A 13,929-nucleotide genomic window follows, 5' to 3' on the forward strand; every position below is an offset into this window, starting at 1 on the left:
TATGATAAAAGAATTAATTTGTATAAGTTGTCCTATGGGATGTCATTTAAAGGTAAATACTGAAACAAAAGAGGTTACAGGAAACACTTGCAAAAGAGGTGAAATTTACGGGATAAATGAAGTAACTAATCCTGTAAGAGTTATAACTACCACAGTAAAAGTTAAAGATGGTGAGCTCCCTGTTATACCAGTAAAAACAAAAACACCTATTCCTAAAGAGTTAAATTTTAAAGCTATGGAAGTATTAAATTCTATAGAAATAGAGGCTCCAATTTCTATGGGAGATATCATAGTGAAGGACATTCTAGGCACTGGAGTAGATGTGGTGGCTACTAGAAACTTAAAGAAGAATATAGAGTAGGATAGTAAATATATTTTAAAAATAATAGAGATTTAGAATAATAATTTATAGGTTGGAATAATATATTTACAATGAAGCATTTTTAAGGTAGGAGTTTATGGCACAGAGAAGAATTATTGAAAGTTATGGAAGAGATCTAGGTTTTACTATAGATCAATTATGTAGACTTATAGGTTCCTATAAAATCTTAGTTGATACAGCAAGCAGCGTGAACTGTATTACCATTGCTAACAAAAGGGATATTAAAGATGCCCTTAAAAGAGCACAGGAAGTTGGTTGCTTAATAGATGAGCTTATAGATGTTTTAGATTGTAGTATATGTACCTGGGGCAACTATATGAAATTAAAAACTGAGTATATAAACTCTAGATTAGATTTATGCCTCATAGAAACCGAAGTAGAAGAAGAAATCAGATTACAATCAGGACTATAATTATATAAAACATGTTATTTTTAATTTTATCCGATGACGACTAGTCCTGGATAAGGATTTGACCTAAAGGACAATGATTTCTAAGTATCAAAAATACTGACACTAAGAATTATGTTAGTAAAGCTTCAAAGAAGCTAGGAATTCTGTTTATAACGAAAGTGAGGGAATTTTATGTGGTATGATTACTTTGACTCTATTATAGGAACTATATATGTGGTTATGGATGAAAAGGGCGTAGTGAAGATAGAGATTTTTCAAGATGGATGGGAAGAATACCATAACCTTAATAAGGGAAGTTTAGAACATAATAAAGAGAGGTGCTTAGGGGCTATAACTCAATTAAAGGAATATTTTAATGGTGAAAGGGAAGATTTTAACTTACCATTGTCAGTAAGGACTACAGAATTTAGAAATAAAGTTTGGCAGGAGCTTATAAATATACCCTATGGAGAAACTAGAAGTTACAGCGATATTGCTATAGCAATTGGAAATCCTAAAGGTGTAAGAGCTATAGGTGGGGCCAATAGAGCAAATGAATTTCCTATAATAATTCCATGTCACAGAGTAATTGGAAAAAGTGGAAAATTAGTAGGATATGCAGGAAATCATACGGATATAAAAAGTAAGCTTTTAGAATTTGAAAAAAATAATAAGGATAATTTATTAAAAAAAACTCATTAATTTACCAGTCATAAATAATTGTATATTTACACAAAATAGGCTAAAGGATATTTTAGCCTATTTTTTATTTTAAATAAGACCGTAAGTCGTTTTTGTGTTAGGTTCTTTGCTAGGAGGATATATATGAAAAAGTTTTTTTTATATGGAATTATAATTTTAACTATATTAGTTACTTTCATTAATAATATGAAAGTATTTGCAGATGATATAGAAGAGAATAATGAAATTAATTATAATACTACAATGAAACAAGATATTCTAACTTTAATGATGGCATATCCGGAGTTCATAACTGGAGTTGAGAAAAGTGAAGAAGGAAAGGTATTTATAATAACAGATTCAGGAAAGAAAATACTCTATGATGATAAACAATCTAAGGATTTTAACGGAAAAATGGATAATGCAGACCTTCAAGATATACTAGAAGATATTTATCCTCTTACTATGCCTGATAAGCTTTTAGATATAAATAGAGATCCAGGTAGATTTAGAAATTATAATCTTTTAAATGAAGTTTATGGAGGTAGTGAAAGAGAAGTATCATCTAACCTTATAAGTGTTCCTGCACCCTATAAAAACTATCAATTTAATAAAAATAATGGAGCTGGAGAAAGTTTAAAGAAAGCTATGGAGGATTTAAAACAATTATCGCTAGGAAATGGAGCTGTATCATCCCTTTTAAATCCTATTAATGGAACTTTTAATTATAGAGTTATATCAGGTACAGGAAAGCTGAGTCCTCATGCCTATGGAATAGCTATTGATATTAATAGTAATCCTAGTGATTATTGGAAGTGGGCATCTAGAGATGCTGGAGAAAAGAGGATGTTATCCTATCCTAAGGAATTAGTAGATACTTTTGAAAAAAATAACTTTGTATGGGGTGGAAAATGGGGTCATTTCGATATTCTTCATTTTGAATATAGACCAGAGGTATTAATAAAGGCAAAATACTTTGGAGAAACCTTTAAGGAAGATATGGATTGGTTTGGTGAAGTACCAAGAGATATAAAAATAGATAATTATATTAACATTATTGAAGGAACTTTAAATTAATAATTAACTAAAGAGCTAAAATGAGGAGGACCTTTATGAATATTATAAGATCCATAAAAAAGATACTTACATGGAAGTTGATATTTGGAATATTACTAGCTATTATTATTGCAAATATTTTTTTTTCTAGAGCAAATGCTGAAGATGTAGATGAAGAAGTAAAGCTAGAAATTAAAAACTTCATTGAAGAAACTATTGCAAAGCGTAATAGAGCCATTGTAACTGGAGAAGAAGAAAGCATTAAGTCCGTTTATGATATGGGGACTAAGTATGGTATATGGGCCTATGAAAATGAAGAGAAAAAGATGATTTATCTTCACAATTGGGAACAGAAACAAGGGGTTAAAATTACAGAAATACTTCCTAAGGTGGTTGTAAATCGTATAAGTGAAAAGGATAATGGATTCAAAATTAACTTTACATGTTCTACAGAATATAGATATGTTTATGAAGATAGACCAGAAGAGGTTAATGCAGCTAGGATAGGGACTTATCATGTACTTACTTTAATAAATAAAGGGGACAATTTCTTGATAAATAAGGAGTGGTATACAGATCCCTTTGCAGATTCTTTAAATCTAGAAAAATTAAAAGTAGATGATGTAAAAGAATTTATTTTAGCTCAAGAACCTAAAGATTTCTCAAATTTAGATGAAAGAAGGAAAGCATCTGTAGAATATGCCAATAAATATTGTGGAGCAGCTACTGAAGAAGAATTTGGTTATAAATACAATAAAGATTATAGAAATTTTAATCCTGAAGGTGGAGATTGTGCTAACTTTGCTTCACAGATATTGCATGAAGGTGGTAAATTTAAGAAAAATTCATCATGGAATTATTCTAAAGGAGAAGCTACAGCATCTTGGGTAAATGCAGATAAATTTAAGAGCTATTGGGTATATAGTGGAAGAGCTTCAGTAATAGCTCATGGAACCTATGATAAGGTATATAAAGCCTCCTATCAGCTTATGCCAGGAGATTTTGTTGCTTATGAAAAAAAAGGCGATATTAAACATATATCTACTGTGACCAATGCAGATTCTAGAGGTTATGCTTTAGTTACTTGTCACAATACTGATAGAAATGATGTGCCTTGGGACTTGGGTTGGAGTGATAAAAATATTAAATTTTGGCTTATAAGAGTTCATTATTAAAAATATTTAATTAACCTTATTAGGATACATAGCATACCTTAAAATATAAACATTTATATTAGAGGGCAATATGTATCCTATTAAATTTGAAAATATATATTATGAAAAAATTTGGGGAGGAAGAAAGCTAGAAGATTATAGAACAAATCTTCCTAAAGGAAACATAGGAGAAAGCTGGGAAATTGCCTGTCATAAAAATGGAATGAGTATTATTAGTAATGGAAAATATAAAGGAAAAGCGCTTGTTGATACAATTAAGGAATATAAAAACTTAATTTTAGGAGATAAGATATATATAGATAAATTTACAGAAAGGGATTTTCCACTACTTATAAAGATTATAAATTCTAATGAGAATCTATCTGTGCAGGTACATCCCAATGATGAGTATGCTCATAGAGTAGAAAATGATAATGGTAAGGTTGAGGCTTGGTATATTATAGATTGCGAAGAGGGAGCAGAAATAATTGTTGGTACAACAGGGTGTACAAAGGAAGAATTCAAAAGAAGTTGTAAGAATGGTACTGTGGAAGATTGCATGAATAAGATATCAATTAAGCCTGGAGAATTATTTTTAATAGAACCTGGATTACTTCATTCCATAGGAAAAGGCATATTATTAGCAGAAATACAACAAAATAGTGATATTACCTATAGAGTTTATGATTATAACCGAGGAAGAGAACTTCATATTGACAAAGCATTGGATGTAGTTAATTTTAATGGCACACCAAAGAGCCTATGTATAAACAATGATTTAGTAATACAAAATCATATGAATTCAGAAAAATTTAATATAGATATATACAATATAAAAGGAAGCTATAGTGAAACTAGTGATAAAAACAAGTTTTTTATATTTACCTGTGTAGAAGGTAAAGGTAAAATTAGCTTTGTTGATGAAGGGCTTAGAAAATTTATTGACATATCTATTTTGGAAAGTTTTCTAATACCAGCATATTTAGGTGAATACATTTTAATAGGTGATATGAAGTTAATAAAAAGCCATATATTTTAAAATAAAAATAGCCCTAGACCTATATAGAGAAAGCTATATGAGTCTAGGGCTAAAATTTTCAAGTTAATAGCAAACAGTTACATAACTTCCTATTTATTCTTTAATATTCTAGTTATTAATAAATGGACAAGTCACTATTTATATAATAATATACAAGTAATAGTAAATTGATAAGGGGGTTTTTAACATTGGAACATATTATTACGACAATAATAATACCTAGAGTTATTTCATTGTTAGAATTAATGGGAACTACAGTAATTCTAGTAGCTGGAATGAAGGCCTTTTATAGATATATTCTAAGCTTATTTAAACCAATTAATTATTCTATAAAGGTAGACTTTGCACAAGCATTAGCACTTGCACTTGAGTTTAAATTGGCTGCAGAGATTTTAAAAACTGTAATAGTAAGAAATTTTGATGAGATGTACATATTAGCTGCAATAATATTACTTAGAGCTATACTAACCTTTGTTATTCACTGGGAAATAAAAAGTGATGGACACTAAGTATTTTATTAATTTTAGCCTACTCATTATACTTTAATCTACTTAATAGACTTACTGGTAGAAAAGTTTCTACATTATCATCAAATTTCCTAGAAAGATTAGAAGGTTGAGAAGTTGGACTGATAAGTGGTGCTAGCTGACTTTGTTGAGAGTAAATTCCCCTAATAGCATCAAAGACTCCTCGCATATCCAGAATACCATAGCCCCAGAATTCATTAGGATATACCTCATTAGGTCTTTTTCTAGTTCCTCTAATTAAAAAAGTTTTTATGCTTTCAGAAGATAATATAGGAATGTTTCCTTCAGTTATACTCCATTGATAAAAAAGAGCTATAGCACCAGCAAGTACTGCTGTGGCAGCACTAGAACCTGATATAGTAGTTATAGTGTTATTTAATCCAGTAGTTAATACATTTATTCCTCCACAGGTTATTTCAGGCTTTATCTTATTGTTTGAGGTAAAGCCAACTCCAGAATTTGAGCCTATGGTATTAGTATTTTGGTTATAAAATGCAGTAGTAATAGCTAAATTACTAGTTGAAGGTATAGTGAGAGTTGTAAAGTTATCTGGATTTAATAGTGCTGTACCAGGCTTAGATAAAGGTCTTTGATCAATCCAAACATTAAATAAACCATTTACTATATAATCTCCATATAAACTTATATTCCATACACCTGGAGCAATGTTTGAAAAAGTTAAAAATATTAGCTGATTACCGGATACAATTTCAGGGAAATAGTAGACTATTCTAGTAGTAGTATTTTCATATAAAAAATTAATGTTTGCACTTTGACCAATCTTTACAGGAATTCTAGGAATTACCTGTCCACTAGGAGAAGTTAAACCCAAAGACATTTTGTCTGGGTAGGCACACCATATTGCTATACTTAAATTACCTTGATTTGGATCTACTGAAAATTCCACAGATTGAGTTTCTCCAGTATTAGATATATATCCAGAAGCATGAGTTTCAGAACCACCCTGATTACCTGTGCCCAAAGCAAAGGTCACTGTAGTAGAAAAAGAATAGTAATCAATGAGTTCCTCTAGAGCATTAGTGCCATCATGAGCACCTAGGTTACTGCTAACAGGTAGAAATATAACCATAGGTCGTAGGTATATAGAACGTTGACGTAAAAGATAAACCATAGCTGTAGCTATGTCTGTATTACGATAAACTGGAGTGCTAGGAGTAGATGGATCTACTGTATCTTCTATCTCGTTTATAGGTCTTAGTTTAACAGATATAAAATCACAGTTTGGAGCTGCTCCTTTTATATCTCCATATCCTCTAGCACCAATTATACCTGCACATTTAGTTCCATGGCCGTTAGTGTCTATTTGTGGAACTATAGAATAGGGATTACCGCCTGATTTGCTTAGGGAAATAGCTTCATTTATTTGTGCTTGTGAATATTCACTACCATAACCAATACCAGATGGTGCAAGTCCAGTAGTATCAGTTTGATCCCAAATAGATAATATCCTAGAGGTATCGTCTTCTCTAGTAAACTCTATGTTTAAGTAATCTATGCCGGTATCAATAGTACCTACAATTACACCAGTTCCTGTTAAATCTATAGGATTACCTTCCGAGAATTGAACTATGTTAGAAGTTTCTAAGGGGGACAGTTGCGTAAGTATAAAATCATTAGGTGGCTCAATTATATTAACAGTAGGTAGAGATACAATTAAGTTTTCGTATCCAATTTCTACAAATATAACAGCAATGTATGGAGTTAGTATTACAACACTAGCTTGGGGTATTTCAGCAATAGAAGCTGCTATATTACCAGTATAGTAAATTATAAAGCTATTATATTGTAAAGGGTCATCTAATTGCTGGGTTACTTCTCTTAAATCTTTTAGATTCATGGATTAATCCTCCTTATAGATATCATCTATTCGTCTATATAATTCAATAGGCATTTTTATAGACGAATTAAGTGGCAAATAATTTTCATAGTAAGAATTATTAACGCTATAGTTCCTAGATAGACTTGATGATCTAAGATTTTCGAAGGAACCAAGAAGATTTAGCATACCATAGCCCCATTGAGGGTTTGGATATATATCACCAGATCTTTTACTAGTTCCACGAGTTAAATAAGAAATAATAGAGGGACCATATATATTAGGATCATTACCAAGGACTATGCCCCATTCTAGGATAAGAAGTGTAGCGCCACAAAGTACAGCTCCAGCTACAGAACCACCAGATATTATATTAGTTTCATTATTTAGCCCTGTAGTTAATGCCATAACACCACCAGTAGTTAAATTAGGTTTAATTCTATTATCAGCAGTAAAGCCTCTACCAGATTCCACGGCTATAGTATTATTATTTTGATCGTAGAAAGATGTGGTTATCGCTTTTCTGGCATTTGCAGGAGCTTGTAAAGTTGTGTATGGGTTAGGGTTAATTACTCTAGTGGTCAACTGTATAAGAGGTCTTTGAGGTAGCCACATATTATATTGCCCATTAACTATATAATCTCCTCTGAGTCTCAGTTGCCAAAGTCCGGCTTTGGGATTTTGGATAGTTATATATACAGCCTCATTTCCAGTGGAAAATTCGGCACTGGTAAAGGCAATACTAATCACACTTTTTTCAAGAATAAGAGTAATTTGCTCAAACTTATAGGCTACTAGTTGAGGTTGTACAGGTTCCGCAATTTCACCATTAGGAGAAACTATAGATATAGATATTTTATCAGGTCTTTGAAGCCATAGCATAAGAACTAAATTATCTTCATTTAACCCTACAATGAATTCTATGATTTCTAAGGAGTTAGTCTTTGAAAATCTACCATAGGCATGGGTTAAACTAGAACCTTGATTTCCAGTATTAGTAACAAATACAAGCCCCTTTCGAGATGAGAAGAAATCAATATCTTGTTCTATGGAAGATAAACCTTCGTGTCCACCCCAATTTGTTCCTGTAGATAATAAAACACTCATGGGTTGCAATAAATTTATATCATTGTAATTTATTACAAACCTTACACCTAAATAAATATCAATACCTTCAAAAATTGGGGTGCTTCTTCTATTGTTAATTCCAATCAATTTAAGATTGCTGTTTTTTGCTTCCTTCAGCTTAACAATTATAAATTCACATTCAGGAGCACTTCCGATTATACCATCTAGCCCTCTTGCACCGACTAAACCAGCCATATTTGTACCATGGCCTATTTCATCTCTTGAAGGGACTATATCATAGGGATTACCACCTTCAGTAGAAGCTTGGATAGCCCTATTTATATCATCACGGCTATAAATTGTGCCAAAAAAGGCTATATCATCATTAGTATTTGTATTACTTTCAATAGTCTGATCCCATATTACCGCAATTCTTGTAGTTCCATCTGGATATTGAAATTGTGGGTTTAAGTAATCTATGCCAGTATCAATAATTGCAGCTATTGTGCCTTCTCCTGTAATATTTAAAAAAGTTTCTCCATGAAATTGTGTTATGTTAGCAGCATCTACTGGTTGAATAGCTGTAAGTGTATATGGAAAGCTAACATCTATAATTAGATTATCTGTTATTCCTGAATACCTGGTAATAAAGTCCATGTAATTACCAGCACGAACCACTACAATATAATCTATTTCAGAAACTTTAAAGGCACAGGCATAATCTATATCATTAAGTATGCTAACAAGATCCCTATCATATTGAACAAATAGGCTTACATAATCTTCACTAAGATAGGCTTCTTTACATGAATCAATTTGTCTAGATGTATTTAAATTATTCATTAATAAATTTACATCTCCTAAAACTTGCTTATCTATCTATATTATTCTAAAGAATATAAAGTAGTTACATTTAAAATAAAAAGTTCTTGGTAAGGTTTAGCCTTCTAAATAAATCATAAGGGATATATGTTTCAATATTATCATTGCAATATCTAGAGAAGTTAATATTTCCTGAAGTTATAGGTATTGCTAACAAATTTGGGTGAGAATAAATACCTCTAATAGCATCAAAGGTTCCACGGATATCAAGAATTCCATAACCCCAAAATTCATTAGGGTATGCTTCATTAGCTCTCTTTTTTGTGCCTCTAATTAGTAAGGATTTTATATTTTCAGAGGATAACATATTCAAATTACCATTTGTTATTCCCCATTGATAAATTAAGGATATTGCTCCAGCCAATACTGCAGTAGCGATGCTAGAGCCGGATACAGTTGTAGTAGTATTATTTAGGGAGGTAGTTAATACATTTATACCACCACAAACTAGGTCAGGTTTAATTTTATTATTTGCTGTAAATCCAATTCCAGAATTTAAAGCTATAGCATTAGTATTTTGATTATAAAATCCAGTGGTAATAGCTAAGTTGCTAGTAGATGGAATTGTAAGAGTTGTGAAGTTGTCAGGATTTAAGAGTTCAGTTCCAGGTTTGGATATAGGTTTTGGATAAATCCAAATATTATATAAGCCATTAACTATATAATCACCGTATAAATTTAAAGTCCATATGCCAGGGGCAATATCAGGAAATTCCAAGTAAATTAATTCGTTACCAGATATGGTTTCAGGGAAGTAATAGGTTAGAATAGCGGTATTTTTTTCATACAAAAAATTAACCACTGCTTTTTTTCCAAGTTTTACAGCAATCCTTGAAATTACTTGGCCACTAGGGGAAGTTATGCCTAAAGAAATTTTATCGGGATAGGAACACCATATACCTAAGTGAAATTCTCCTTGATTTGGTGCTATGGAAAATTCAATAGAGGCAGTTTCTCCAGTGTTATTTATATAACCAGAGGCATGGGTTCCCGAATTACCTTGGTTACCAGTGCCTAAAGCAAATGAGACTTTATTACTAAAAGAATAGTAGTCTATAAGTTCTTCAATAACATTAGTACCATCATGGGAGCCTAGATTACCACTAATGGGTATAAATATTACCATAGGAAGTTCATAGATATAATGCTGTTGTATAAGATAAAGTATAGCTGTAGCTATATCACAATTACGATAAACAGGAGTACCATCTTGGGAAGAATTCATAGCATCACCTATTTTTCTCCAAGGCCTTAATTTTATACATATAAAATCACAGTTAGGAGCAGCGCCTTTAACTTCACCATAACCTCTAGCACCAATTATACCTGCACATTGAGTACCATGACCATCAGTATCAATTTCAGGAACTATGGAATATGGATCACCACCTTCAGCTTTAAGTGAAATAGCTGCATTGATTTGTTCTTGCGAATATACAGTACCGTAATTAATACTAGGTGGGCTAGGGCCGTCATTATTTGTTTGATCCCAAATAGATAATATCCTAGAGGAACCATCTTCTCTAATAAATTCTCTATTTAAATAGTCTATGCCTGTATCAATGGTACCAACAACGACTCCTGTACCAGTTAATTCCATTGGGATACCTTCAGAAAATGGAATTATATTAGAAGTCTGTAAAGGTGATATTTGAGAAAGCATGAAGTAATTATCTGGTTCAATTATATTAATATTAGGAATAGAAGTAATTAAGTTTTCATAGCCAACTTTTACAAATATAACTGCAATATATGGGCTTAAAAATATAACTGTAGCTTGGGAAATGGTGCTAATAGGAGTAATTATATCACCAGTATAATAAACAATATAGCTATTATATTTGGATGGATCATCTATTTGCTTAGTTATTTTTCTTAAATCTGACAAATTCATAAATTATTCCTCCATATCTATGGTATCATCTATTCTTCTATATAATTCTTTAGGCATATTTATAAAAAATATAGAAGGTAGATGGCTTTTTGTTTTAGTATTACACTTATTGTAGTTTCTAAAAAATGAGGTTGATCTTAGATTTTCAAAGGAACCTTGAAGATTTAGCATGCCATAACCCCATTCAGGATTTGGATATATGTCTCCAGCTCTTTTATTAGTTCCCCTAGTTAAATAAGATATAATAGTAGGACCATACATATTGGGATCATTTCCTAGTATAATACCCCACTCAAGCATAAGTAGAGTAGCACCACATAATACTGCTCCAGCCACGGAACTACCAGAAATTATAGTATTCTCATTATTTAAACCAGTAGTTAATGCCATGATACCACCTGTAGCTAAATTTGGTTTAATTCTATTATCAGCAGTATAACCACGACCAGAATCTACAACCACTGTATTGTTAGTTTGATTATAGAAAGCGGTAGTTATAGCTTTTTTAGCATTGCCGGGTATTTGTATTGTGTTATAAGGAGTGGAGCTTACTATTCTAGTAGTTGGTTCTATTAAAGGTCTTTGAGGAAGCCATACATCATATTTGCCATTAACTATAAAATCACCTTTAAGTCTTAATTGCCAAAGACCTTCTTTAGGATTTTTAATCGCTATATATACAACTTGATTTCCAGTTGTAAATTCTGAACTTGAAAATAGAATACTAATTGTGCTATCTTCAACCACAGAAATAATTTCTTCATATTCTGTAGCTACTAATTTAGGCTGTATAGGTTGTGAAACCTCACCACCGGGAGAAACTATAGATATGGATATTTTATCTGGTCTTTGAATCCAAAGCATAACAGCTAGATTGTTTTCCTTTGGACCTACAATAAATTCTATAATATTCTGTGAATTACTTTTAAGGAACCTTCCCTCAGAATGGGTAGCATTAGCACCCTGATTTCCACAACTAGTTACAAAAATTAGACCCTTCATAGAAGAAAAATAATCAATATCTTGCTCAATAGAGGTTAATCCTTCATGACCACCCCAATTGGTTCCTGTAGATAGTAAAATACTCATAGGTGCTAAAGGGTTAGAATCCTTATAATTCATAACAAATATGATAGCAAGTAGTATATCAAGACCTTCAAATATAGGTATGTTTTTTCTGTCATTGATACCAATTAATCTAAGATTACTGGTTTTTGCTTCTTTAAGTTTTATAACAAGGAAATCACATTCAGGAGCACTACCTGTAACTCCATTTAAGCCCTTAGCCCCAATTAAACCTGCCATATTTGTACCGTGTCCTATAACATCTCTTGAAGGAACTATATCATAAGGATTTTCACCTTTATTAAAAGCTTCAATAGCTTTATTAATTTCTTCCCTAGTATAAAAGGTACCAAAAAATCCAGCAGGAATATCAATTGTTTTAGTATTTTCAATGGTTTGATCCCATATACCTATAATTCTTGTGGTTCCATCATCATTTTGAAATTGAGGATTTAAATAGTCTATACCTGTGTCTATAATTGCAGCTACAGTATTTTTACCTTTAAGATTTAAGAAGGTATCTCCATGAAAAGGAGCTATGGAAGAAGATTTAATTGGTTCTATAGATGATAAAGTATAGGGATAGCTAACATCTACTCTAAATATTTCTCTGAATTTACGAACAAAAGGACGGTACTCCCTAGCTATAACAGAAACATAGTATATTGTATCAGATAGCTTGTAAGCATAAGCATAGTCTACATCTTTGAGAATATTAACAAGATCTTTTGTAGATAAAATGAATAGAGTCACATAATCTTCACTTAGATAGGCCTCTTTAAATGAACTTACGTTATCCATAAAAACTTACATCTCCAGAAAGTGTTTATCTATTTATTGTATTCTATAGTTGTTAAAGTAGTTACAAATAGTATATTTTATTACTGCAATTTTTAATTGATCTATGGAGGGAAGAACAAATGGTAGTATGACAAAAATTTATAAAGGTGCTATAATATCAAAGTAAGTTTATAATGTAAAGATGTAAACTTAATAATAGAATTATGTAAAGTGCATATATTAAAAAATATACGAGGTGAAATAAATGAGTGGTGTAGCAGGAGAAGGTTGTGAAATATTAGTTCCTTTTAATGAGAGAAAGCCATTAGAAGAAATAGAGAGAAGTTTAATTAAAAAATATAGAAAATCAGTATGGTCTAAGTTTATTAAGGCTATTAGAGAATACAACCTAGTAGAAGAAGGAGATAAGATAGCTGTTGGAATATCTGGAGGTAAGGATAGTATAATAATGGCTAAATTATTCCAAGAGTTAAAACGTCACGGTCAAGTGAATTTCGAATTAGAATTTATAGCTATGGATCCAGGATATCATCCACAGATTAAGGAGCTTTTATTGGATAATTGTAATTATTTAAATATACCAATACATACCTTTGATTCAAAAATATTTGACATTATAGATGAGATAGCAAAGGATTATCCTTGCTATATGTGTGCTAGGATGAGAAGGGGTGCATTATATTCTGAAGCTGAAAGGCTTGGATGTAATAAGCTAGCTCTAGGACATCACTTTAATGATGTCATTGAAACTACAATGCTTAATGTGCTTTATGGAGGAACTTTTAAAACTATGCTTCCAAAACTTAAAGCAACCAACTTTAAAGGATTAGAGCTTATACGTCCTCTTTATTATGTTGAGGAAAGCTACATAGAAAACTTTATACAAAGCAGTGGTATATGGCCTCTTAACTGTGCATGCATGGTAGCAGCAAAGAAGATTGGGAACAAGAGACATGAAATAAAGGATATGATAAAAGAAATGAAAAAGAATTTTAAAGATGTGGATAAGTCTATATTTAAGGCTGCTGAAAATGTTAATATGGATGCAATTTTAGGTTGGCAAAAGGATGGACAAAAACATTCTTTCTTAGAAGAATATGATGGAGAATTTTTAGATTAAAAATTAAGGTGCTTAATTGATTTACTAAAAGA

At 31.5% G+C, this 13,929-nt stretch carries 12 protein-coding genes; 8 read left to right on the plus strand and 4 right to left on the minus strand.

Annotated features, from left to right (window positions below; translation table 11 throughout):
- Window position 1 precedes the first annotated feature (1 nt).
- From B2694_RS01245 to B2694_RS01275, 7 genes are all read left to right on the plus strand, one after another.
- A complete protein-coding gene (locus B2694_RS01245) occupies window positions 2–361 on the plus strand; it encodes a DUF1667 domain-containing protein (protein ID WP_035134767.1) in 360 nt (119 codons plus the stop codon).
- A gap of 97 nt (window positions 362–458) precedes the next feature.
- Entirely contained in the window at window positions 459–794 is a 336-nt protein-coding gene (locus B2694_RS01250) for a hypothetical protein (protein ID WP_346848764.1), read from the plus strand.
- 171 nt (window positions 795–965) lie between these two features.
- The gene (locus B2694_RS01255; protein ID WP_346884218.1) at window positions 966–1,475 is read left to right on the plus strand and encodes a methylated-DNA--[protein]-cysteine S-methyltransferase; all 510 of its coding nucleotides are present in this window, start codon (window positions 966–968) and stop codon (window positions 1,473–1,475) included.
- Window positions 1,476–1,598: 123 nt separating this feature from the next.
- A complete protein-coding gene (locus tag B2694_RS01260) occupies window positions 1,599–2,531 on the plus strand; it encodes a M15 family metallopeptidase (protein ID WP_346884219.1) in 933 nt (310 codons plus the stop codon).
- Between the two features lie 35 nt (window positions 2,532–2,566).
- On the plus strand, window positions 2,567–3,685 hold the full coding sequence (locus B2694_RS01265) for an amidase domain-containing protein (RefSeq protein ID WP_346884220.1): 1,119 nt from the start codon (window positions 2,567–2,569) through the stop codon (window positions 3,683–3,685).
- A 70-nt stretch (window positions 3,686–3,755) separates the two neighbouring features.
- On the plus strand, window positions 3,756–4,703 hold the full coding sequence (locus B2694_RS01270; protein WP_346884221.1) for a type I phosphomannose isomerase catalytic subunit: 948 nt from the start codon (window positions 3,756–3,758) through the stop codon (window positions 4,701–4,703).
- A gap of 188 nt (window positions 4,704–4,891) precedes the next feature.
- Entirely contained in the window at window positions 4,892–5,212 is a 321-nt protein-coding gene (locus B2694_RS01275; protein ID WP_346884222.1) for a DUF1622 domain-containing protein, read from the plus strand.
- Window positions 5,213–5,231: 19 nt separating this feature from the next.
- On the opposite strand, the gene B2694_RS01280 is transcribed toward B2694_RS01275, so the two are convergent.
- The 4 genes from B2694_RS01280 to B2694_RS01295 all read right to left on the minus strand — a co-directional run bounded on the left by B2694_RS01280 (window position 5,232) and on the right by B2694_RS01295 (window position 12,777).
- Window positions 5,232–7,088, minus strand: a complete 1,857-nt coding sequence (locus tag B2694_RS01280; protein ID WP_346884223.1) for a S8 family peptidase — start codon at window positions 7,086–7,088, stop codon at window positions 5,232–5,234.
- A gap of 3 nt (window positions 7,089–7,091) precedes the next feature.
- Window positions 7,092–8,978, minus strand: coding sequence for a S8 family peptidase (locus tag B2694_RS01285; protein WP_346884224.1), 1,887 nt, complete (start codon window positions 8,976–8,978; stop codon window positions 7,092–7,094).
- A gap of 70 nt (window positions 8,979–9,048) precedes the next feature.
- On the minus strand, window positions 9,049–10,911 hold the full coding sequence (locus B2694_RS01290) for a S8 family peptidase (protein ID WP_346884225.1): 1,863 nt from the start codon (window positions 10,909–10,911) through the stop codon (window positions 9,049–9,051).
- Window positions 10,912–10,914: 3 nt separating this feature from the next.
- The gene (locus B2694_RS01295) at window positions 10,915–12,777 is read right to left on the minus strand and encodes a S8 family peptidase (RefSeq protein ID WP_346884226.1); all 1,863 of its coding nucleotides are present in this window, start codon (window positions 12,775–12,777) and stop codon (window positions 10,915–10,917) included.
- A gap of 244 nt (window positions 12,778–13,021) precedes the next feature.
- Between B2694_RS01295 and B2694_RS01300 the strand changes: the two genes are divergently transcribed.
- Window positions 13,022–13,897 (plus strand): tRNA 2-thiocytidine biosynthesis TtcA family protein, encoded by an 876-nt coding sequence (locus B2694_RS01300; protein WP_035134780.1) that lies wholly within the window; start codon window positions 13,022–13,024, stop codon window positions 13,895–13,897.
- Window positions 13,898–13,929 lie beyond the last annotated feature (32 nt).

Source organism: Clostridium sp. UBA4395, assembly GCF_002390995.1.
Classification (GTDB): domain Bacteria; phylum Bacillota; class Clostridia; order Clostridiales; family Clostridiaceae; genus Clostridium_J; species Clostridium_J sulfidigenes.